This is a genomic window from Thermoanaerobacterales bacterium, from assembly GCA_030019475.1.
Classification (GTDB): Bacteria; Bacillota; Desulfotomaculia; order Desulfotomaculales; family JASEER01; genus JASEER01.
In genome coordinates, this window is record JASEER010000022.1 from 16547 (window position 1) to 39071 (window position 22525).

The 22525-nt window shown below is 65.6% G+C and carries 22 protein-coding genes; 21 read left to right on the forward strand and 1 reads right to left on the reverse strand.

The window, feature by feature from the left end; translation table 11 throughout:
• Window positions 1–20 precede the first annotated feature (20 nt).
• From QMC81_07245 to QMC81_07300, 12 genes are all read left to right on the forward strand, one after another.
• Window positions 21–653 (forward strand): 50S ribosomal protein L25/general stress protein Ctc, encoded by a 633-nt coding sequence (locus tag QMC81_07245; protein ID MDI6907262.1) that lies wholly within the window; start codon window positions 21–23, stop codon window positions 651–653.
• A complete protein-coding gene (gene pth, locus QMC81_07250) occupies window positions 650–1231 on the forward strand; it encodes an aminoacyl-tRNA hydrolase (protein MDI6907263.1) in 582 nt (193 codons plus the stop codon). Before QMC81_07245 ends, pth begins: the two co-directional genes overlap by 4 nt.
• A gap of 34 nt (window positions 1232–1265) precedes the next feature.
• Entirely contained in the window at window positions 1266–4781 is a 3516-nt protein-coding gene (mfd, locus tag QMC81_07255) for a transcription-repair coupling factor (GenBank protein ID MDI6907264.1), read from the forward strand.
• 74 nt (window positions 4782–4855) lie between these two features.
• Entirely contained in the window at window positions 4856–5416 is a 561-nt protein-coding gene (gene spoVT, locus QMC81_07260; GenBank protein ID MDI6907265.1) for a stage V sporulation protein T, read from the forward strand.
• Window positions 5417–5564: 148 nt separating this feature from the next.
• Window positions 5565–7040 carry a nucleoside triphosphate pyrophosphohydrolase gene (gene mazG, locus QMC81_07265; protein ID MDI6907266.1) on the forward strand — a complete coding sequence of 492 codons (1476 nt, stop codon included), beginning with the start codon at window positions 5565–5567 and terminating at the stop codon, window positions 7038–7040.
• Window positions 7041–7109: 69 nt separating this feature from the next.
• Window positions 7110–7385, forward strand: coding sequence for an HU family DNA-binding protein (locus QMC81_07270; GenBank protein ID MDI6907267.1), 276 nt, complete (start codon window positions 7110–7112; stop codon window positions 7383–7385).
• 8 nt (window positions 7386–7393) lie between these two features.
• The gene (locus QMC81_07275) at window positions 7394–7654 is read left to right on the forward strand and encodes an RNA-binding S4 domain-containing protein (protein MDI6907268.1); all 261 of its coding nucleotides are present in this window, start codon (window positions 7394–7396) and stop codon (window positions 7652–7654) included.
• 141 nt (window positions 7655–7795) lie between these two features.
• Complete coding sequence (gene yabP, locus QMC81_07280) at window positions 7796–8077, forward strand: sporulation protein YabP (protein MDI6907269.1); 282 nt, start codon at window positions 7796–7798, stop codon at window positions 8075–8077.
• Between the two features lie 12 nt (window positions 8078–8089).
• Complete coding sequence (locus QMC81_07285) at window positions 8090–8545, forward strand: spore cortex biosynthesis protein YabQ (GenBank protein MDI6907270.1); 456 nt, start codon at window positions 8090–8092, stop codon at window positions 8543–8545.
• A 147-nt stretch (window positions 8546–8692) separates the two neighbouring features.
• On the forward strand, window positions 8693–8962 hold the full coding sequence (locus tag QMC81_07290) for a sigma factor-like helix-turn-helix DNA-binding protein (protein ID MDI6907271.1): 270 nt from the start codon (window positions 8693–8695) through the stop codon (window positions 8960–8962).
• Window positions 8913–9311 (forward strand): septum formation initiator family protein, encoded by a 399-nt coding sequence (locus tag QMC81_07295; protein MDI6907272.1) that lies wholly within the window; start codon window positions 8913–8915, stop codon window positions 9309–9311. The genes QMC81_07290 and QMC81_07295 overlap by 50 nt, the downstream gene beginning before the upstream one ends.
• A gap of 121 nt (window positions 9312–9432) precedes the next feature.
• Window positions 9433–9609, forward strand: coding sequence for a hypothetical protein (locus QMC81_07300; GenBank protein MDI6907273.1), 177 nt, complete (start codon window positions 9433–9435; stop codon window positions 9607–9609).
• 89 nt (window positions 9610–9698) lie between these two features.
• On the opposite strand, the gene hisG is transcribed toward QMC81_07300, so the two are convergent.
• Window positions 9699–10568 carry an ATP phosphoribosyltransferase gene (gene hisG, locus QMC81_07305; protein MDI6907274.1) on the reverse strand — a complete coding sequence of 290 codons (870 nt, stop codon included), beginning with the start codon at window positions 10566–10568 and terminating at the stop codon, window positions 9699–9701.
• 138 nt (window positions 10569–10706) lie between these two features.
• Between hisG and QMC81_07310 the strand changes: the two genes are divergently transcribed.
• The 9 genes from QMC81_07310 to QMC81_07350 all read left to right on the forward strand — a co-directional run.
• On the forward strand, window positions 10707–11621 hold the full coding sequence (locus QMC81_07310; GenBank protein ID MDI6907275.1) for a hypothetical protein: 915 nt from the start codon (window positions 10707–10709) through the stop codon (window positions 11619–11621).
• A 78-nt stretch (window positions 11622–11699) separates the two neighbouring features.
• Window positions 11700–14102, forward strand: a complete 2403-nt coding sequence (gene spoIIE, locus QMC81_07315) for a stage II sporulation protein E (protein MDI6907276.1) — start codon at window positions 11700–11702, stop codon at window positions 14100–14102.
• Window positions 14103–14273: 171 nt separating this feature from the next.
• The gene (gene tilS, locus QMC81_07320; GenBank protein ID MDI6907277.1) at window positions 14274–15695 is read left to right on the forward strand and encodes a tRNA lysidine(34) synthetase TilS; all 1422 of its coding nucleotides are present in this window, start codon (window positions 14274–14276) and stop codon (window positions 15693–15695) included.
• Between the two features lie 91 nt (window positions 15696–15786).
• Window positions 15787–17613, forward strand: a complete 1827-nt coding sequence (gene ftsH / locus QMC81_07325; protein MDI6907278.1) for an ATP-dependent zinc metalloprotease FtsH — start codon at window positions 15787–15789, stop codon at window positions 17611–17613.
• A gap of 111 nt (window positions 17614–17724) precedes the next feature.
• Window positions 17725–18174: a nucleoside-diphosphate kinase gene (ndk, locus tag QMC81_07330; protein ID MDI6907279.1), complete on the forward strand. Its 450-nt coding sequence runs from the start codon at window positions 17725–17727 to the stop codon at window positions 18172–18174.
• A 183-nt stretch (window positions 18175–18357) separates the two neighbouring features.
• A complete protein-coding gene (locus QMC81_07335; protein ID MDI6907280.1) occupies window positions 18358–20052 on the forward strand; it encodes a formate--tetrahydrofolate ligase in 1695 nt (564 codons plus the stop codon).
• A gap of 90 nt (window positions 20053–20142) precedes the next feature.
• Window positions 20143–20607 carry a DUF134 domain-containing protein gene (locus tag QMC81_07340; protein MDI6907281.1) on the forward strand — a complete coding sequence of 155 codons (465 nt, stop codon included), beginning with the start codon at window positions 20143–20145 and terminating at the stop codon, window positions 20605–20607.
• A 32-nt stretch (window positions 20608–20639) separates the two neighbouring features.
• Window positions 20640–21470, forward strand: coding sequence for an Mrp/NBP35 family ATP-binding protein (locus QMC81_07345; protein ID MDI6907282.1), 831 nt, complete (start codon window positions 20640–20642; stop codon window positions 21468–21470).
• Window positions 21471–21709: 239 nt separating this feature from the next.
• The coding region (locus QMC81_07350; GenBank protein ID MDI6907283.1) for an FAD-dependent oxidoreductase at window positions 21710–22525 on the forward strand (816 nt) is incomplete at its 3' end.

Here is a 22525-nt window from a genome sequence, read left to right on the forward strand (position 1 = left end):
TAACGAGGAGGCGATTATGCATGGCTACAGAACACCTTGATGTCGTGGTGCGTGAAGGGCGGGGACGGAGCTGCCGCAACCGGCTGCGGGCCGAGGGGAAGATTCCGGCCGTTGTTTACGGCCGCGCGGTCGGCAGCCTCCCGGTGGAAGTCGAGACGCGGGCCGTGGAGCGGCTTATCGACCGGCACGGCGCCGGCGGCCTGGTGGAACTCGGCCTGAAGGGCGGCGGACGGGTCAAGAAGTATCATGCGATCATCAAGGACATCCAGTATCACCCTATTAAAAGGCACCTTCAGCACGTAGATTTCCAGCAGATCTCCCTGAAGGAGGATGTCACCACCCACGTTCCGCTGCGCCTGGTGGGCGAGGCCCCGGGGGCGAAGAAGGGCGGGGTCGTGGAACAGCACCTGCGGCAGGTCGAGGTCTCCTGCCTGCCGACCCGGATCCCGGAGGCGATCGATGTCGACATCTCCGGCCTGGATCTCGGGGAGAGCCTTCACGTAAAAGACGTCAACGTCCCCGAAGGGGTCCGGCTGTTGACCGACGAGGAGATCAGCGTGGTTTCGATCAGCGCCCCGCGGCGCGAGGCCCTGGAGCCTGAAGCCGCCGAGGCTGAAGAGAAGGCCGCTGAAACCCCGCCGGCGGAAGAATGATCGGCCTTGTTGTGGGGTTGGGCAACCCGGGCGGGGCATATGTGCGCACGCGGCATAACGTAGGGTTCATGGTTATTGACCAACTGGCGCGTATGCTCCGGGTTTCCGTTTCCCGGAGGCAGGGAGAGGCCCTGACCGGTGAGGCCGCCGTCCGGGGACGGCGGGTGCTCCTGGCCAAACCGCAGACCTACATGAACCTGAGCGGCAACGCCGTGGGCGCCCTGTCCCGGCGTTTAAGGCTGCTCCCGGAGGAGATCCTGGTCGTCAGCGACGACATGGACCTGCCGTTCGGGCGCCTGCGCCTGCGCCCCGGAGGGGGCGCGGGCGGCCACCGCGGCCTGGTCTCGATTATTGAGGCCCTCGGCACGGACCGTTTTCCCCGTCTGCGCGTGGGCATCGGGCGCGGCGAGGAGGCGGTCGGGCACGTCCTGGGCGGGTTTACGCCGGCCGAGGATGCCGTCCTGGACCGGGTGCTGGAGACGGCGGCGCGGGCGGTGCTGACGGTATGCGCCGACGGGCTGGACCGGGCGATGAACCTCTTCAACCGCTGGGGGATCGAGGCGGAAATCCAGCAATAAGGCTTTTGACGGAAGTGAGAAGTGAGCGAAAGGGATGCGTTTTCTTGTTGATTTGATCGCGGCCGTACCGGCCTTGAAGGGTCTGGGGGAACCGGCCGGCCGGGCGCCGGTGCGCGACCACGTCCACGGCGCCGGCGGGAGTCACCAGGCCCTCCTCGGAGCCGTCCTGGGGCGGCGGGACAAGCCGCTCCTGGTGGTCACGCCGGGCGAAAAAGAAGCGTTGCAGATTGCCGAGAACCTCGGGCACTTGCTCCCCGACAGGGGGGTCTTTTTGCTTCCTTCATGGGAAATACTCCCAGTACAGGTTCTCGCCTACAGCAGACACATCATTGTTCCCCGCCTGCGCGCCCTGGAGGCCTTGAGCCGCGGGCTGAACCCGGTCGTGGTGGCCCCGGTGGAAGGCCTGGCCCGGCGGCTCCCGCCCCCCGCTGCGCTACGGGAGAGCGTTTTCTCCTTGCGCCGCGGCGCCGAGGCGGACCCCGAGGACCTGCGCCTGCGCCTGGTGACGCTGGGCTACGAGGCCGTGGCGCGGGTGGAGGGGGAGGGCCAGTTCGCCTCCCGGGGCGGCATCCTCGACGTCTTTCCCTCCACCGCCGCCCAGCCGGTGCGCCTCGAGTTCTGGGGCGATGAGATCGTCTCCATGCGCCTCTTCGATCCCGAGACCCAGCGTTCGGAGTCCGAGGTCGAAGAGGTGCCGGTGGCTCCCCTGCACGAGGTCGTTGTCCTTGATCACGGGCGGTGGGAATCCGCGCGGCGGGCCCTGGAACAGGACGGCGCCGCCCTGCTGAAGAAGCTGAAGGGCGCAGGCCGCGAGCAGGACGCCGCCTACCTCGGCGAGCATTTGCCCGAAGTCCTCGCCCGGATGGAACAGCGGCAGTATTTTCCCGGGATCGAGGAATTCCTGGACTACTTCTACCCCGAGGCGGTGTCTTTCTTCGCTTATCTCCCGCCGGGGACTATGGCTCTGGTAGCGGAACCGGACCGCATGGCGGAGGTGGGACAGCGCTTCGAACAGCAGCGCGTCCAGGGGTACGGTTCCCTGCTCGAACAGGGGCGCGCCCTGCCCCGCCAGTACCGGGCCTACCTGTCCTGGCCGGAAATAATGCAGGGGATCACCGCCCTGCCCCTGGTTTACGCCACCTTTCTCCCCAGGGTGGCCGCCTTTCCCCCACCCGGGCGCACGTTCCACTTCCTCGTCAAGGGGCTGCCGGGGACCCTGGGCCGGGCGGATGCGCTGGTAGGGGACATCCAGTCCTGGCGCCACCGGGGCTACGCCGTGGGATTGCTGGCCGGGAGCGCGGAACGCGCCAAAAAGCTCGTCACCGCCCTGCGCCGCAGCGGGGTGGACGCCTTCGAGAGCGCCGACCTTTCGGAACTGGTTCCCGGGAACGTGGCCGTCAACGCCGGTAAACTCTCTCAGGGCTTTGAGGTGCCCGATGCCCGGCTGGCCGTCTTCACCGAGCCGGAAATCTACGGGAAGCGCCTCTATGACCGGCAAAAGCCCTACCGCAAGGAAACCCGGACCCTCGCCGAACTGGACCTGAACCCGGGGGACTACGTCGTCCATGTCAACCACGGCATCGGGCGCTACCTGGGCATCACCCTGCTGGAGATCGGCGGGGTCAAGCGGGAGTACCTGCAGGTCAAGTACGCTGGCGAAGACAAGCTTTACGTTCCCACCGACCAGCTGGGGATGGTCCAGAAGTACATCGGGGCCGAGGGCGAGGTTCCCCGCCTCTCGCGCCTCGGCGGCACCGACTGGGCCCGCGCCAAGAGGCGGGTGCGCGAGGCCGTGCGCGAGATGGCGCAGGACCTGGTCAACCTCTACGCCGCACGCCAGTCGCTGGCAGGGTTCGCCTTCCCGTCCGACACCCCCTGGCAGGGCGAGTTCGAGCAGGCCTTCCCCTACCAGGAAACCCCCGACCAGATCCGGGCCATCGCGGAGATCAAGAAGGACATGGAACGGCCGCGGCCCATGGACCGCCTGCTGTGCGGGGACGTGGGCTACGGGAAGACCGAGGTCGCCATGCGCGCCGCCTTCAAGGCGGTGACGGCGGGCAAACAGGTCGCCGTCCTGGTCCCGACCACCGTTCTGGCCCAGCAGCATTACAATACCTTCCGCGAGCGTTTCACGGGCTATCCGGTCAAGATCGACGTGCTGAGCCGCTTCAGGTCCCCGCGGGAGCAGCGCGAGGTCCTCACCGGCCTGTCCCGCGGGAGCATCGACATCGTCATCGGGACGCACCGCCTGGTCCAGGATGACGTCACGTTCAAAGACCTCGGGCTGGTCGTCGTGGACGAGGAACAGCGTTTCGGGGTGCTGCACAAGGAAAGGCTGAAGATCCTCTACCCCCGGGTGGACGTCCTGACCCTTACGGCGACCCCCATCCCGCGCACTCTCTACATGTCCCTCATCGGCATCCGGGACACCAGCGTCCTCGAGACCCCGCCCCGGGACCGTTTCCCGGTACAGACCTACGTCCTGGAGGAGGACCCGGTCATCATCCGGGAGGCCGTCGTCCGCGAGCTGGGGCGGGGCGGCCAGGTATATTTCGTGCACAACCGTGTCATGGAACTGGACCGGGTGGCGGGCTGGGTGCAGGATCTGGTGCCCGAGGCGCGGGTGGCGATGGCCCACGGCCAGATGCGCGAGGACGACCTGGAGCAGGTCATGGTCGACTTTAACAACGGCGAATACGACATCCTGGTCTGCACGACCATTATTGAGTCCGGGCTTGACATCCCGAACGTCAACACCCTGATCGTCAAGGACAGCGACCAGCTCGGCCTGGCCCAGCTTTACCAGCTGCGGGGCCGTGTCGGCCGTTCCAACCGCCTGGCTTACGCCTACCTGACTTTCCGCCGGGAGCGGATCCTGGCCGAGGCGGCCGAGAAACGCCTGGCCGCCGTCCGCGACTTCACCGACTTCGGCAGCGGGTACCGCCTGGCGAAGCGGGACCTGGAGATCCGCGGCGCGGGCAACCTCCTCGGCACCGAGCAGCACGGGCACATTTCGGTGGTCGGCTTTGAGATGTACTGCCGCCTGCTGGAGGAGGCGGTTCGCGAACTCAAGGGTGAAGCCCCGGTGCCGGAGGTCGACACGGTCGTCGAGCTGCCGGTGACCGCCTTCCTGCCCGACGACTACATTCAGGACGCCGAGGAGAAGGTGCGCCTCTACCATCTTCTGGCCGGGGTCAAGGACCCCGCGGCGGTGGATGACCTGGCGGCCGAATTGCAGGACCGCTTCGGGCGGCCGCCGGCGCCGGTGGCCAACCTCCTGGCCGTGGCCCGCATCCGGGCGCGGGCACGGCGGCTCGGCATCAAGGCCGTCAACCGCCAGGACTGGTTCCTCCGCTTCGTCCTGGCCCCCGAGCACGCCCTGACCGGGGAAAGGCTGGTGGCCGCCACCCGTGAATACCCGGGGCGCTTGCGCTTCAAGGAGGACGAGGACCAGTTCGAGATCCGGCTGCGGGTGCCCCCGCGCCTCGAACCCGAGGGTGTGCTGCGTGAAGTCGAGGGATTCTTCGAATGCCTGGAAAAAAATGAATAAACCAAAATGACCGGCTGTATACTATTCGCAGGAAGAACGCACAATCCTATGTAGAAAAGGAGGGACGGAAGTCAATGAAGGCAACGGGCATTGTACGCCGCATTGATGACCTGGGACGGGTGGTCATCCCGAAGGAAATTCGCCGCACGCTTCGCATCAGAGAAGGCGACCCCCTGGAGATCTTCGTGGACCGGGACGGCGAGGTGATCCTGAAGAAGTACTCGCCGATCGGGGAACTCGGGGATTTCGCCAAGGAATACGCCGATTCCCTCTATGAGGCTACCGGACATATCGCCTGCATCGCCGACCGGGACGCGATCATCGCCGTCTCGGGCGCCCCCAAGAAGGAGTTCCTGAACAAACCTGTCGGCCCGGCCGTGGAAAAGGTCATGGAGGACCGCAAACCGGTGATCATCAATGCCCCGGGCGAAGACGCCCTCTGCAAGGAGTGCCTGGCGGTCGACAACGGTGAGTGCCGCTACACGGCCGAGGTCATCGCCCCGATCATCGCCGAGGGCGACCCGATCGGCGCCGTGATGCTCATCTCCAAGGAGCCGAACATCAAGATGGGCCAGTTGGAGCTGAAACTGGCCGAGACCGCCGCGGGCTTCCTGGCCAAACAGATGGAGCAGTAGGACGGTCGTCGGTCGTCAGGCGTCGGGCGTCGGATTCGAAGGGATGGAGCGAAAATGGTTTGCCATGCCGTGTGAATTATGGCAATCTAAGATCAGGTCAATCCGTTTAAAATGGCCGTAAGGCCATTCTTTTTTGGAGGTGTGACGGTTGCCCATCGCGATCACCCTGGCGGGGTTGGGCCCGGGGGCCAGGGAGGCGCTCCCCCTGGGAGTTTGGGAAGCCCTGCGGGGGGCGGACCCGCGGGTGTACCTGCGGACGGCGCGGCACCCGGTGGTTGAATGGCTGGCGGCCGAGGGGGTGGCGTATCACTCCTTCGACTCCTTTTACGAGGAGGAAGCGGACTTCGCCGCCGTCTACCGCCGCATCGCCGGGGACGTGCTGGATGCCGCCGCGGACGGCCCGCTGGTCTATGCCACCCCCGGCCATCCGTTGGTCGCGGAGGATGCCTCGCGCCTCATCATCGATGGTGCCCGGGAGAGAGGGCTTGAGATTCGTCTGCTGGCGGCGCCGTCCTTCCTGGATGCCGTTTTCGCCACCCTGCGCCTCGACCCGGCGGACGGGCTCAACATCCTGGACGCCCTTGCCCCGGACCGGATGCGCCCGCTGGTGAAGGCGCCCAACGTCCTCATTCAGGTCCACAGCCGGATGGTGGCGGGGGAGGCGAAGATCCGCCTCATGGACTACTACCCCGACGACCACCCGGTGACGGTGGTGCGCGCGGCCGGGGTGGAAGGAGAGGAAAGGGTGGCGTCCGTACCCCTTTATGAACTGGACAGGCTGTCCTGGATCGACCACCTGACTTCCGTCTACCTGCCGCCGGTGCCCGCCGGGACTTGCTATGCCATGGATGACCTGGTGGCCATCATGGCCGCCCTGCGGGCCGAAAACGGGTGCCCCTGGGACCGGGAGCAGACCCACGAAAGCCTGCGTCGCTACCTGATAGAAGAAACTTACGAAGTGGTCGAAGCCGTGGAGCAAGGCGATATGCATAGTCTTTGCGAGGAATTGGGAGACTTGTTACTGCAGATCGTCTTCCATGCCCGGATCGCGCGGGAGAACGGGGAGTTCGACATCGGTGATGTCATTTCCGCCATTTGCCGCAAGATGATCCACCGCCACCCCCACGTCTTCGGGGAGGCCAAGGTGAAGGATGCGGCCGAGGTCCTGGCGAACTGGGAGCGCATTAAGCAAGGCGAGAAGCAGGGCCGGGTGTCCTGCCTGGCGGGAGTGCCCCGCAACCTGCCCGCCCTGCTGCGGGCGGACCAGGTGCAGGCCAAGGTGGCCCGGATCGGTTTTGACTGGCCCGATTATCGTGGGGCCCTGGCGAAGGTGGAAGAGGAGTTGGCCGAGGTGCGGGAAGCCCTGGCCGGGGACGACCGGGGCCGCCTGGCGGAGGAACTGGGTGACCTCCTGTTCGCCGCCGTAAACCTGGCGCGCCTCCGCGGCCTGGACGCCGAGGAGGCCCTGGGGAGGACGGTCGACAAATTTATCAGGCGCTTCAACCATATCGAAGAGCGCATACGCCAGTCGGGCCGCCGGCTGGGAGACGTCGACCTGGAGGAGATGGACCGCTGGTGGGATGAAGCAAAAAATCTAGAAAAATCCGCGGAAAACTTTTCTTAGGGGCAGGAAAAAGGCCCGATCCACAGAATAATTAACCCCACTGAAAATATCAAACCAGGAGGGATTACCGTGAACAAAGCGGAGCTGGTGGCGAGTGTTGCCGAGAAAACAGACCTGACCAAGAAAGACGTCGAGAAATGCCTGGCCGCCGTCCTTGACAGCGTCGGTGAGGCCCTGGCCAAGAACGACAAGGTTCAGCTGGTCGGTTTCGGCACCTTCGAGATCCGCGAACGCGCTGCGCGCAAGGGCAGAAACCCGCAGACCGGCGAGGAGATCGAGATCGCCGCGACCAGGGTGCCGGTGTTTAAGGCCGGCAAGGCCCTACGGGATGCCGTCAGCAAATAACCCGCACGGTGCGGTTAGATAAATTCCTGAAAGTCTCCCGCTTGATCAAGCGGCGTACCCTGGCTAATGAGGCTTGCGACCGGGGGCTGGTGACCCTGAACGGTAGGGTGGCCAAGGCCGGAGCATTGGTACGACCGGGTGATGTTCTGGCTTTACGGCTTGGGTCCCGCCTTATCAAGGTCGAGGTGCTGGCCGTGGAGGAAAGCGTGCCAGCGAAGGATGCTTCCGGTATGTACCGCCTGATCGCGGACGAACGAATATCGGAATAGTTTCACCTGAGGAGAGCACGATCCTCCGGCCGGCGAAAGTCGGCCGTTTTCTTTTTGCCGGGCCGCCCTTTACCTGACATCACCCATTGGAGGGGAGCATATCCATTCTAATAACCCTGGTTCTTGGGGGTGTCATGGGGCATGGACGCGGAGGTCCGGCATCGTTTGGAACTGCTGGAGCGCAAGGAGCTGCGGGTGACGGGCGTCTCCCATGTGGAGAGCTTCACCGACACCGAGATCATCGTCGAGACGGCCATGGGGTTCATCCTCCTGGTCGGCGAGGGCCTGCACATCACCCAGCTCAACCTCGACGAGGGCACGCTGGTCGTCGAGGGGCACCTGACGAGCATCCAGTACCAGGACGGCGGGAAGCGCGGCGGCCGTCAGCGTGCCCGGGGCGTGTTGAACCGGATCTTAAAGTAAGGGAGCGCCCGGATGATTTCCCTTCTCGACGGCCAGGTGGGCGCTTTTCTCTGGGCCATCGTCATCGGTGCCGCGGCGGCCTTGTTCTACGACCTGTACACCGCCGTCTGGACCGGGCTGCGTGTTCCAAGATGGGGAGTAGGGGTCGGCGATATCCTCTTCTGGGCGGTCTTGACCGTCCTTGTCTTCGCCCTGCTGATCGTGGGCAACGCCGGGGACGTCCGCTGGTACATCCTCCTGGGGATGGCCCTGGGGTATGCCGGTTACCGGCGCCTGCTGGGGGCCAGGGGCTACCGGTTCTGGCGGCGCCTGTTGCGCGGTGGGGGCAGGGCGTGCCGCCTGGCGGGCCGCCCCTTCGGCATGCTGTATGGCGGCCTGGCCTGGCCCGGCCGGCGGATCGTCCGCCGCCTGTTCCGCCGGCGCCGGGCCGCTCCCCCGCCGGAGGATGACAGCGCGGGGGATGTGTGAACTCATCACCGCCGGGGTGCATTACAACGGCACCCCGGATTTTTTATGACCGCCCCCGGCAGGAGAATCCCCCCGGGCGTAGAAACTGTGCTATATCTGTAGTCAATTTGTACACAGCTTGTGGACATAAACGGGGAATAACGGAAGATGCAGATCGAGATCCGGGGCGCCGAACGCCTGAGCCTCCGCGAGCGCCAGGTGGTAGTCCTGAAAGAAACGGGCCACAGCAACGAGTCGGTCGCGCGCAGACTGAACCTGGCGGCGAGCACGGTGGCTACGCTTTACAACCGCGCCCGGGCCAAGGGCTACCGGGTGGTAATTATCATTCCCGGCGAGGCCCTCGGCATCCCCGACGAGGAGGAGGCTGATGGAGAAGATGCAGACGGCCGGAACGGCACGGCCACGGAAGAGGTTTAATCCGACCAGGAGCCGCCTGCCGCTCCTGTTCCTCGCTATCCTGCTGTTTTATCTGGGCTTTTCCCTCGTCTTCCAGATGAACCGTCTCTGGGCGATGCAGGAGTCGGTGGCCGAGATGCAGGCGCGCGTTGAGGAACTGCAGACTAAGAACCAGGGCCTTTGGGAGCGCCTGCACGTCCTGCAATCGGACGGCTATATCGAGCAGGTGGCGCGGGAACGGCTGGGCCTCGTGAAGCCCGGCGAGACCAGGGTGGTGCCCCTGCCCCAGGGCCAGGCGTCGCCGGACGCCTCACACCCGGCCCCGGCCTCCCCGCAAGAAAGGCCGCTGGACACGAGCATCAGGGACTAGCCGGCCTGGTATATTGCGGATCGGCTCGGCCGCCCGCCCGGCTGCCGGAAGGTATTTCCTGAACCCGGGGGAGGAATTATATCCTCGGATGGAGAATACTCGCTTCCGGAGTTGAGGCGTGATGGCGGACAAAGGCTCAAGCATCAAGCGTGACGGATGGCGCGCCCGGATACGGCGGGCGGCGGGGTTTGCGCTCGGGGTGCTGGCCCTGGGCGTGGTGGATCTCCTGTTTTACAGGATCCCCCGCCTGTTCGGGCGCCGACGGCGGCCGGCGCAAGATCAAAGGCCTCTGGGGTAGGACCCGAGAGGCCTTTCTGGTTCGAACAGGCTCGGCTGAACTGCTAAGCTAAGGGCGAGGATGGGCCGGGCTTTCCTTCTTGGGCGGCTTTAGGGGATCACCTTGTTCAGCGGGTACTCGATGATATCCTGCGCCCCGGCGCGCTTCAGGGCCGGGATCAGGTCCCGGGCCTGGGTCTCGGAGAGGATGGTCTCCACCGCCACCCAGTCGCTGTTGTAGAGCTGGGAGATCGTCGGGTGCTTCATCGCGGGGAGCATCTCGAGCACGGCGTTTACCCGGTCTCCCGGGACGTTCATCTTCAGGCCGACCCGGCTCTCGGCGCGCAGGGCGCCGAGGAGCAGCATGGCGAGGTTCTGAAGCTTCCGGCGCTTCCAGGGGTCTTCCCAGGCCGCGGGGTTGGCGTGCAGCTTAGTGGTGGACTCCAGGATGGTTTCGATGATGCGCAGGTTGTTGGCGCGCAGGGAACTCCCGGTCTCGGTCAGGTCGGCGATGGCGTCGACGAGTTCGGGCACCTTAACCTCGGTCGCCCCGTAGGAGTATTCGATGGCCGCCTTGACGCCGCGCTCTTCCAGGTAGCGCTGGGTGACCCGGACCAGCTCGGTGGCGATGCGCTTCCCCTGCAGGTCGGCCACGCTCTGGATGGGGCTGTCGTTGGCGACGGCCAGGACGAGGCGCACCGGGCGCTGGGACTGCTTGGCGTAGACCAGGTCGGCGACCTCGACCACGTCGGCCTCGTTCTCCTTGATCCAGTCCAGCCCCGAGAGGCCGGCGTCCATGACCCCCTGGTGCACGTAGCGCGGGATCTCCTGGGCGCGCATCAGGACCGGCTCGATTTCCGGGTCGTCGATCGTCGGGTAATAGGACCGGCCGTTGACGGTGATCTTGTAACCGGCCTTGCGAAAGAGTTGGAAGGTGGCCTCCTGCAGGCTCCCCTTGGGGAGGCCGAGACGAAGTTTCAAGCGAAAGGCCCTCCTTGACTGGTTATATATTAAAGAAACCATACATGAATCTATAGCCGAGAAAAGCTTCCCCGTCAAGGCTTTGCGGGTTGGAACAGCAGTTTTTACTTAGATTTTACAGGCAGGGAGGTCAACCTGGTGCGCGTCGGAGTCGTCGACATCGGAACCAACTCGGTACGGCTGCTGGTGGCCGAGGTTACAGGACGTGAAATTAAGGAACTGGAGCGGGACCTCAGGACGACGCGGCTGGGGGAGGGCCCGGACGGGCTGCTCCGCCCGGAGGCCATGGCCCGCACGGTGCGGGCGGTCGGGGAGTTAGCCGCCAGAATGCGCGCCGCCGGAGCGGCGCGCGCCGTGCTGGCCGGGACCGCCGCCGTGCGGGAGGCGGCAAACCGCGAGGAATTCGCCGGGCTGGTCCGGAAGGAGACCGGCCTTGCACTGCGGGTCCTGACGGGGGAGGAGGAAGCGCTCCTCGGCTACCGGGGGGCGGTCTGGGGGCTCTCCGGCCGGATATCGGGGCCGGTGGTGACCATGGACATCGGCGGGGGGAGCACCGAGTTCGCCTGGGAGGACGGGGAGGGCCGGCTGCGGTACCTGAGCCTGCCCGTCGGAGCGGTGCGGATGACCGAGAGGTCTTCCACCATGAATGACGTCCGGGAACTCCTGAAGCCGGCCGTTGACGCTTTAAGAGAAAGCGGGCAGGGTGCGCCCCGGAAACTGGTGGGCATGGGGGGAACGGTGACCACCCTGGCGGCCATGGCGCAGGGCCTGCGCCGTTATGACCCCGGCCGGGTCCACGGGTACCCGCTTCACGTGTCCGAGGTGGAGCGCCTGCTCGCGGCGCTGCAGGCGACGCTGCTGGAGGAGCGCCGGCGGATGCCCGGGTTGCAGCCGGAGCGCGCCGACATTATTCCCGCCGGGGCGATGATCGCCCTCGCCGCCATGCGCGGCCTGGGGCGAGCGGTGATGTATGTGTGCCAGACCGACATCCTGCACGGGTTGGCCCTTGCCGTGGCCCGGGATGTCGAAACAAAATCCCTGGCCCGGGACTAAATGCGACAGGGCTTTTCCCCTCTCCTTACTATAATGGTAAAAACTGGTGAGCGTAAGGTAAGAAGGAGTGGAAAAGCTTTGGCTGAGTGGGCAGGCGTCTTGCCAAGAGCGAGGGGTGGCCGGGAAGGGGCCGGGACGGCGGCGCGCCCCCGGCCGGCAGGCCGGAGGAGAGTGCGGCTGCCGGTGCTTGAGTGGTACAAGCCGGCGTTCTGCCTGGTCGCGTTTTTCCTGGGGCGCGCGATCCTCTTCGGGGAACTGAGCCCCTTCGTGCCGGCCTTCGCGGGAGCAGCCGTGCAGGCCTTCGGGCCCCGGGCCTGGCTTGCCGTGGCGGCCTCCCTGCTGGGCCAGGCCACCGTCCTCCACGGCGCGGCCCTCGCCCAGGCACTCCTGACCGTCGCCGCCCTCGGCCTGCTGTTGCGGGTGGCATCCCGTGAAACCGCCTCCTCCTGGTGGACGCTCCCCGTCCTGACGGCCGCGCCGCTGATCGTAATCAAGACCTCCTTTGCGGCTTTCGGCGGCGGCACCCTTTACAGCTATGTGGCCGTGCTGTTGGAGGGGCTGCTGGCCGGCGGGCTGGCCCATATCTTCTACCATGCCTTTACCTGCCGTGCCCGGCCGCTCTCGGGGGAGCAGCTGTTTTACCTCCTGGTCGTCGCCGCCGGGGTCATTGCCGGCGCCGGCAACCTGGCCTACCAGATGGTTACCCTGAAGGGCGTCCTGAGCAAGCTGGCCATCCTGCTGGCGGCCGCGCTGGGCGGCGTCGGCGCCGGGGCGGCCGCGGGCGCGGTCGTCGGCGTCATCCCCGGGATCGCCTTCACGGGTGCCCCGGCCGTTGCCGGGGTTTACGCTTTTGCGGGCCTTGTGGGCGGGGTCGGCCGGCGTTACGGCCGCCCGGGCGTGGCGGTCGGCTTTCTGCTCGGGAGCATCCTCCTCGCCGTCTCCCTCAACGAACCCCGGGGGCTGGCCGGTGCCCTGGTCGAGGCCGGCGTGGCGGCCGCCGTCCTGGCGCTGCTCCCACGGGGGTGGCTGTCCCGGTTGCGGGAACTCCTGCCGGCGGGAGCCCTCGGGGGGGGCATGGACGAGAGGGTGAAGGAACTCGTCCGCACCAGGGTCGGCAACTGGGCGCGCATGTTCTCGGAACTCTCACGCACTTTCGCCCAGGTCTCTTCCCCTGCTCCCGAGCTGGCGGCGGAGAAGTCCCTTGACGAACTCCTGCACGAGGTGGGCCACCGGATCTGCGGCGACTGCACGCTCTACCGGAGTTGCTGGCAGAGGGAACTGCCCCACACCCGCAGGCATCTCATCGCCAACATCCCGGCGCTGGAGGCCACGGGCCGCCTCCGCCCCGAGGACCTTCCCGAGGACATACGCAAGCGCTGCGTGCGTCTGAAAGAGCTGGCGGTGGGGCTTGGTTGTCTCTACGAGACCTACCGGGTGAACCAGTACTGGTACCGCCGCCTGGTGGAGAGCCGGGAGGTGGTTGCCGAGCATCTCCGCGGTGTGGCCAACATCATGCAGAACCTCTCCGCCGAACTCTGCGCGACGGCCGAGCACGCCGAGCTGATCGACAACCGCCTGCGCCGGAAGCTGAGCCGCCTGGACGTCCCCGTCAACCGGCTGGAGGCCGCCCCGCGCGAGGACGGACGGCTGGAGATCACCATCAGCTGCCCTCCCTGCAGGGGGGAGCTGGCCTGCCGTTACATCGTCGCGCCGGTGGTTTCGAAGGTGATGGGCCAACCCTACGCTGTGAGCATGACCTCCTGCACAAAGATGAAGGAGGCCCCGGAGTGCACCTTCAAGCTGCGCCCGGCCCTGCACTTCAGGGTTGAGACGGGGGTGGCCAATGTCGGCAAGGACGGCGGCCAGGTTTCGGGGGACACGTACTCCTGCCTGGACCTGCCGGAAGGCAAATTCGCGATGCTGCTTTCCGATGGTATGGGCGTCGGCCCGCAGGCCGCCCTGGAGAGCGGGACGACCATCTCATTGCTGGAACAGCTTTTTGAGTCCGGTTTCGGCCAGGACATGGCCGTGCGGACGGTCAACTCCATCCTGCTCCTGCGCGCCCCCGACGAGACCTTCGCCACCGTGGACATCACCATCGTCGACCTCTACTCCGGCCAGGCCGAGTTGGTCAAGATCGGGGCGCCCCCCAGCTTCATCCTCAGCGGAGGGGCGGTGCGCGTCATCCGGGGCGCCTCCCCGCCGGCGGGGATACTGAAGGACATCGAGGTTTCCTCGATTACCAGGGGGCTTGCGGAAGGGGACGTGATAGTCATGGTCACCGACGGTCTGCTGGACGTCCTCCCCGGCGCCGACAAGGAGGCCCGCCTGACCGATCTTATCCGCTCCCTGGGGCCGCTGGCGCCCCAGGAGATGGCGGACCGGATCCTGCTGCAGGCACAAGACGCCGCCGGCGGCCTGGCGCCGGACGACATGACGGTCCTGGTAGGCAGGATCGATCGGCTGCGGGGCACGAGGTGATAAGAGCCCCTTGAGCCACAAAGTTCCTATCGTAGACCGGGTGTCGACCACCCGGTCTTTCTCTCCCGACAAGCAGAAGGCCGGGCGAAAAAGTCCGGTCTTTTGCCTGTTCCTAAGAAATTTGCAGGGGAAAACGGTCCGGGCGTGGAAACTTTGGAAGAATAAGGTCGGGTGGTCGCATTGGACCTGGTAGCCAGGGTTAAGGCCTACTGCCTTCGCTACAGGATGTTTGCGCCGGGGGAGCGCGTGCTGGTCGGGGTCTCGGGGGGGCCGGACTCGGTGGCCCTCCTCGATGTCCTCTACCGGTTGTGCGGCGAACTGGGCATCGAACTCTCGGTGGCGCATTTGAACCACCTGCTGCGGGGGCGGGAGGCAGCGTCCGACGCCGCCTATGTCGCCGGGTTGGCGGACCGGTACGGCCTGCCCCTGGTCCTGGAGGAATGCAACGTCCGGGATGCATGGCGTGAGCGTGGCGGCTCGTTGCAGGCCGTGGCGCGGGAGATGCGCTACCGGTTTTACGAGCGGGCGGCGGAGAAGACCGGGGCCGCGCGGGTGGCGCTGGGCCACCAGGCGGACGACCATGCGGAAACGATCCTGTTCAACTTTCTTCGTGGAACGGGTATCGCCGGCCTGGCGGGCATTCCGCCGGTGCGGGAGCGTTACGTCCGCCCGCTGCTGGCGGAACGCCGCCGGACAATCGAGGACTACTGCCGGGAGCGCGGCCTCGCTCCCCGGGAGGACGCCTCCAATCTAAAACGGGTCTATACGCGTAACCGCCTGCGCCTGGAATTGATCCCGTACCTGGAGCGCGAGTACAACCCGAACCTTGTGCCCACCCTGCTCCGCATGGCCGAGGTCCTGCGGGAGGAGGAAGCGCTGCTGGAGGCGGAGGCCGGCCGCGTGCTGGCCGGTGTCGTGCGCGCGGTGGATGAGGATGCGGCCGCGGCCCTGGAACGCCGGCCCTTGCTTGAACTGCCGCCGGCCCTGCAACGCCGGGTGGTGCGGGGCGCCTGGGAGGCCCTGCCGGGCGGGGCGGAACTGCCCTTCGAGCACGTGGAGCGGGTGCTGGACCTGGCCCGGCGTCCCCGGGGAGGGGGACGGGTGGAGCTGCCGGGGGGCGCCCGGGCGGTGCGCGAAGGGGACCGGCTGGTCCTGCGCCGCGGCGGCGGGGAGCGGCCCGTGCCCTTCAGTTACCCGCTGGCGGTACCCGGGGAAACCGCCGTCCCGGAGGCCGGCAAGGTCATCGCCGCGACGGTGGCCGGGGCGGCGGACGGCCTGCCCGACCCGCGGCTTCTCGCGCCACGGGGGACGGTCCTCGACCTGGACCGCCTGGCGCCGCCTTTAACGGTACGCTCCCGCCGTCCGGGGGACATGTTCGCGCCTTCCGGCGGGGGGACGGTCAAATTGAAGAAGTTCCTTATCGATGCCAAAGTCCCCCGGAGCGCGCGGGACGCCGTCCCCCTGGTGGTCGACGGGGAGGGGCGTATCGCCTGGGTGGCCGGCCTGCGGACCGCCGAGTTCTGCCGGCTGACCCCCCGAACCCGGCGCGCTGTAATCCTTGAAGCGCGGGAAGCCGTGCCACGCAGGCCTTAAGGGTTTGTGTATCGTTGAAAGTGGTAATAAAACGTGATAAAATACCTCTGTTGTGGGCCAACTAGCTAGCCGGTGGTAAGGAGTGGCTTTAGTGCAGAGGATTGTCAAGAATCTTAGCATTTATTTGCTGATTGTCCTGGTCATCCTCGCCCTGATTAAATACACCTCGCATTCCGAAAGTAACGTCGAACCGCTGCGTTACGACCAGTTTTACGCGGTTGTGCAACAGGGTGAGGTGCAGAGCGTCGTCATCCAGCCCGACAAGGGTACGAACCTGATCACGGGCACGCTCAAGGACGGCACCAAGTTCGAGACGACGGGGCCCCAGGAGGACCAGAACCTGAGCGCCCTGCTTCGTGAGAAGAAGGTGGCGGAGGAGCACAAGAAGCCGGCCGAGCCCGGCTGGTGGGCCACTCTGCTCACCTCCCTCTTCCCCATCCTGATCTTTGTGGCGCTCTTCTTCTTCCTAATGCAGCAGACCCAGGGCGGAGGCAGCCGGGTCATGTCCTTCGGCAAGAGCCGCGCGCGGTTGCACACCGAAGATAAGAAACGGGTCACCTTCGCCGACGTCGCGGGGGTGGACGAGGTCAAGGAGGAACTCCAGGAACTGGTCGAGTTCCTGAAAGACCCGCGGAAGTTCAGCGAGATAGGGGCACGCATCCCGAAGGGCGTTCTGCTGTACGGGCCGCCGGGCACCGGTAAAACCCTGCTGGCGCGGGCCGTCGCCGGAGAGGCCGGCGTCCCCTTCTTCACCATCAGCGGCTCGGACTTCGTCGAGATGTTCGTCGGCGTCGGCGCCTCGCGCGTCCGTGACCTGTTCGAACAGGCGAAGAAGAACGCGCCCTGCATCGTGTTCATCGACGAGATCGACGCCGTCGGCCGCCAGAGGGGCGCCGGCCTGGGCGGCGGGCACGACGAGCGTGAGCAGACCTTAAACCAGTTGCTCGTGGAGATGGACGGCTTCTCGCCGAACGAGGCCATCATCATCATCGCCGCCACGAACCGGCCGGACATCCTGGACCCGGCGCTCCTACGCCCGGGGCGTTTCGACCGCCAGGTGGTCGTCAACATCCCGGACATCATGGGCCGCAAGGAGATCCTGGATGTCCACGCCAAGGGCAAGCCGCTGGAGGACGACGTGGACCTGGACGTTCTCGCGCGGCGCACCCCGGGCTTTACCGGAGCGGATCTGGCCAACCTGATCAACGAGGCCGCGCTCCTGGCCGCCCGGGCGAACAAGAAGCGCATCGGGATGCATGAGCTGGAGAATGCTATTGAGCGGGTGGTGGCCGGGCCCGAGAAGAAGTCCCGGGTCATCAGCGAGAAGGAAAAGAAGCTGGTCTCGTACCACGAGGCGGGGCACGCCCTGGTCAGCTACTTCCTGCCGAACAACGACCCGGTGCACAAGATCTCGATCATCCCGCGGGGGCGCGCCGGCGGGTACACCCTGCTGTTGCCCAAGGAGGACCGGTACTACGCCACCAAGTCGCAGCTCATGGACCAGATCACCATGCTCCTGGGCGGCCGGGTGGCCGAGGCCCTGGTCCTGAAGGACATCAGCACCGGCGCCCAGAACGACCTCGAACGGGCGACCGAGATCGCACGGCGGATGGTTATGGAGTACGGGATGAGCGAGGAGTTGGGACCGCTGACCCTGGGGCGCAAGCAGGAGGCCGTCTTCCTGGGGCGCGACCTGGCCCGCGACCGCAACTATTCCGAGGAGGTCGCCTACGCCATCGACGTCGAAGTAAAGAAGATCATCGAGTCCTGCTACCGCCATGCCGAGCAGATCCTGAAGGATAACATGGCCGGGCTGCACAAAGTGGCCGGGACGCTCTTCGATAAGGAGACCATCGAGGGTACCGAGTTCGAGGAGCTGATGCGGGAGGCCACGGGCGAAGTGAGAAGTGGGAAGTGAGAAGTGGGAAGTGGGAAGTGGGAACAGAGGAGGAATTCGCAAAGCGAATTCCTTCGAGCCTCTTACATCCCACATCTCACATCCCATATCACATTCAGGAGGTTTCGAGCATTGGAACGCACGTTTGTGATGGTCAAGCCCGACGGGGTGCAGAGGGGCCTCATCGGAGAAGTCGTGCGGCGCTTCGAGCGCAAGGGCTTTAAGGTCGTGGCCCTGAAGATGATGCGCATCGACCGCGCCCTGGCCGAGAGGCACTACGGCGAGCACCGGGGCAAGCCCTTCTTCGAGGGGCTGGTCCGGTTCATCACCTCCGGCCCGGTGGTGGCCATGGTCCTCGAGGGCCGGGACGTGATCGCCGGGGTCCGGGAGATGATGGGCGCCACCAATCCCGCCAAAGCACTGCCCGGTACCATCCGGGGCACCTACGGGGTGGACGTGGGCCGCAACGTGGTCCATGGCTCCGACTCCCCGGCAAGCGCCGAGCGGGAGATCGGCCTCTTTTTCAGCCCGCACGAACTGGTCGAGTACGACCGGACCCTAGACTGTTGGCTTTACGAATAACGGGAAAACGGGAGAGCCTGGCCGTCCATGGCCGGGCTCTTTTTGGGAAGTGGGAAGTGAGAAGTGCGAAGTGGGAAGTGGGAACAGAGGAGGAATTCGCAAAGCGAATTCCTTCGAGCCTCTCACCTCCCACATCTCACCTCCCACATCACATTGGGGAGGTATTCTGTTTTCGCAATGCATATCCCAACTGACCTTGAAATCGCCCAGGCCCACCGTCTGCAACCCATCGTGGAGATCGCCGAGCGGGCCGGGCTGCAGGAACAGGACCTGGACCTTTACGGGCGCTACAAGGCCAAGATAGGCCTTCACGTCCTGGAGAAGCTCCCCCGGAGGCCCAACGCTAAACTGATCGACGTCACGGCCATCACCCCCACCCCGCTCGGAGAAGGGAAAACCCTGACCACCATCGGTCTCACCCAGGGCCTGGGGCGCCTAGGACTCCGCTCGATCTGCACCATCCGCCAGCCCTCGATGGGGCCGGTCTTCGGGATCAAAGGGGGCGCCGCCGGGGGCGGTTACTCCCAGGTGGTGCCGATGGAGGACTTAAACCTGCACTTCACCGGCGACATCCACGCCGTAGGGCAGGCGCACAACCTCCTGGCGGCCATGATCGACGCCTCCATCCTGCACTCCAACCCTCTGCGGATCGACCCGCTGACCGTGAGTTGGATGCGGGTCATCGACGTCAACGACCGCGCTCTGAGGGAGATCACGATCGGCCTCGGCGGCCGGGCCAACGGCTACCCGCGGCAGACCGGTTTTGAAATGACCGTGGCCTCGGAGGTCATGGCCGCCCTGGCCCTGGCGACGAGCCTGCAGGACCTGCGCCGCCGGCTCGGGCGGATGGTTGTCGCCTACACCTACGACGGGGAACCGGTGACAGCCGAAGACCTTAAGGGGGCCGGGGCCATGGCCGTGATTCTTAAAGAGGCCGTCAAGCCGAACCTGATCCAGACCCTTGAGGGACAGCCCTGCATCGTCCACGCCGGTCCCTTCGCCAACATCGCTCACGGCCAGTCCTCGGTCCTGGCCGACCTCATGGCCCTGCGGATGGCCGACTACGTCGTCACCGAGAGCGGCTTCGGCGCCGACCTCGGGATGCAGAAGTTCATGGATATCAAATGCCGCCAGTCAGGGCTGCGCCCGAACTGCGTCGTGGTCACCTGCACCATCCGCGCCCTGAAGATGCACGGCGGGGCGGGCGAGGTCGTGCCGGGGCGCCCGTTGCCCGAGGAACTCCTGCGTGAAAACATCCCGGCCCTGGAGGAGGGCTGCCGCAACCTCGGGCACATGATCCGCATCGCCGGTTACTACGGCGTGCCCGTGGTGGTGGCCGTCAACCGCTTCACCCACGACACCGACTCCGAGGTCGAGACGGTACGGCGCTTCGCCCTGGCGGCCGGCGCGCGCGCGGCGTGCCAGCACACCGCCTGGGCCGAGGGCGGGGCGGGGGCCGTCGAGCTGGCGCGGGCGGTCGCGGAGGCCTGCGAAGGGAAGACCGACTTCCGTTTCCTCTACCCCGACGACCTTTCAATTAAGGAAAAGATCGATATCATGGCCACCCGGGTCTACAACGCGCGCGAGGTGCACTACGAGCCCCTGGCCGAGCGCAAGATCCGGCAGTTCGAGGCGCTGGGCTGGGGGAACCTGCCGATCTGCATGGCCAAGACCCACCTCTCGATCTCGCACGACCCAACCTGGAAGAACGTCCCCTCCGACTACGTCTTCCCGATCCGCGACCTGCGCGTCTCGGCGGGGGCGGGCTTCATCTACCCCCTGGCCGGGAAGATGCAGACCATGCCCGGCCTGCCGTCGCGCCCGGCGGCCTTCCGGATCGACATCGACGAGAACGGCCGGGTAGTAGGCCTGTTCTAACCGAGGATTTTCGAGCAGTTGACCAAAGGTGGCTTGCTCCTTATAATCAAATTACCAAATTAAAGATCAAAGCGCAGGGAGAGGAAAGCCATGGGACGTCCCCCCAAATGTCGCCGCGTCGAGTTCCTGCCCCACTGCACCTATTTCAAGCCCGCCGGTGTTCCTCTATGGAGCCTGGAGGAGGTGGCCCTGACCGTTGAGGAGGTCGAGGCCCTCCGGCTGAAGGACATCGAAGGCCTGGAGCAGGAGGCCTGCGCCGAAAGGATGGGCATTTCCCGGCCGACCTTTCAGCGCATCCTGACCAGCGCCCGGCAGAAGGTCACCCAGGCCCTGGTGGACGGGCGGGCCATCCGGGTCGAGGGGGGACACTACGAATACGTTTCCCGGCGCCTGCGGTGCGAGGCGTGCCGCGCGGAGTGGGAACCCCAGCCTACCGAAGTCACGGCGGACGCGAAGTGCCCGGTTTGCGGCAGTGAGGATGTTGACCGGCTGCCCCTCCGTTTCGGCGGCCGCCGCAAGGGGATGCACGGTCCTCCGACCGTACACAATAAATAGAAGTACTTTAAGACTGGAGAGGTGACGTTTAATTGGCTCCTGAAAAGGAACTGCCGATGGCCGGCAAGTCGGACAAGCCGGAAGTCCTGCCCCCCAACGACCTGTCCGAAATCAAGCGGGTTATCGCCATTGGAAGCGGCAAGGGCGGCGTGGGCAAGTCCTCGGTGACCGGCCTCCTGGCCGTGACGCTGGCCCGGCAGGGCAAGAAGGTGGGCGTGCTGGACGCCGACCTGACCGGCCCGAGCATCCCCAAGATCTTCGGCGTCCGGGAGCGTCCCACCGGGGTGGGGGAATCCATCCTTCCGGTGAACAGCCGCCGCCTTGACATCAAGCTCATGTCGATGAACTTCCTGCTCGAAAACGAGGACGACCCGATCATCTGGCGCGGCCCCATCATTTCCGGTGCCATCCGCCAGTTCTGGACCGACGTCGCCTGGGGCCGGCTGGACTACCTGCTCGTGGACCTGCCTCCCGGGACCGGCGATGCGCCTTTGACGGTTATGCAGTCGCTGCCGGTCAACGGGCTGATAATGGTCACCTCGCCCCAGGAACTATCTCTCCTGGTGGTCAAGAAAATGATCAAGATGGCCGGCATTATGAGCCTGCCCATCCTCGGACTGATCGAGAACATGAGCTACGTGACCTGTCCGAAGTGCGGCGAGAACCTGGAGATCTTCGGCCCGTCCCGCATCGAGTCCGTGTCCGCCGAAACCGGGCTCCCGGTGCTGGCGCGCCTGCCGATCGACCCGCAGCTGGCGGTCCTGGAGGACACCGGGGAAGTGGAAAAATACGAGGCCCCGGCCCTGGAAGGCGTCCCCGCCGCCCTTGAACAGAGAATGAACCTGGCCGGCCACCAGGCGTAACCGTTGGGTTCGCGCCCGGTCAGGCCTTTTCATGGACAAAAGAATTGACAGTGAACCGGATGGCCGATATACTGGGGACAAGATTCAGAAAATTGGACGTAAGCTGATCAATTGGTTGACTGAAGGGGGGATGATGGCGCTTCGTTTTTGTTCATCGTTCGAGTAAAGACCAAGTTCTGGCTCGGCAAGCCGCCTTATGCTTGCCGGGACGCTCAAACGGGAGGATGGGTGTGTAGCCTATGCCGAACAAGATTGGATCGGTAATGGTGGTTGGTGGCGGTATCGCCGGCGTCCAGGCCTCGCTGGACCTCGCCGATTCCGGCTATTACGTCTACCTGGTCGAAGCCTCCTCGGCCATCGGCGGTACGATGGCCATGCTGGACAAGACCTTCCCCACCAACGACTGCTCGATGTGTATCCTTTCCCCCAAGCTCGTGGAATGCGGCCGGCATCCGAACATTGAGCTGGTCACCATGGCCGAACTCGTCGGCCTGGACGGCGAGCCCGGGAACTTCAAAGCGACCGTTCTGCAGAAACCCCGCTACGTCGACCCCGACAAGTGCGTCGCCTGCGGCGACTGCGCCGCGAAGTGTCCGGTGAAGCTGCCCGACCCCTTCAACGAGGGCCTCGGGACGATGAAGATCATCGGCCCCAAGTACGCCCAGGCCGTGCCCTCGACCTACGCCATCTGGGCGCCGGACAAGTGCCTCTACCTCACCAAGGGCGTGGAAACCGGCAAAGCGGTCTGCAAGCTCTGCGAGAAGGCCTGCCAGAAGGGCGCCATCAACTTCAATGATACGGAAAAGACCCTCACCTTTGACGTCGGTGCGGTCATCCTCGCCCCCGGCTTCGACGAGTTCGAGCCCGCCGCCCTCAAGGCGCTCGGCTACGGGACCATGAAGAACGTGGTCACCAGCATCGAGTTCGAGCGTATCCTGAGCGCCTCCGGCCCGTTCTCCGGCCACCTGGTGCGGCCCTCGGACCACGAGGAACCGAAGAAGATCGCCTGGATCCAGTGCGTCGGCTCCCGCGACACCAAGCTGGGCTGCGGCTAC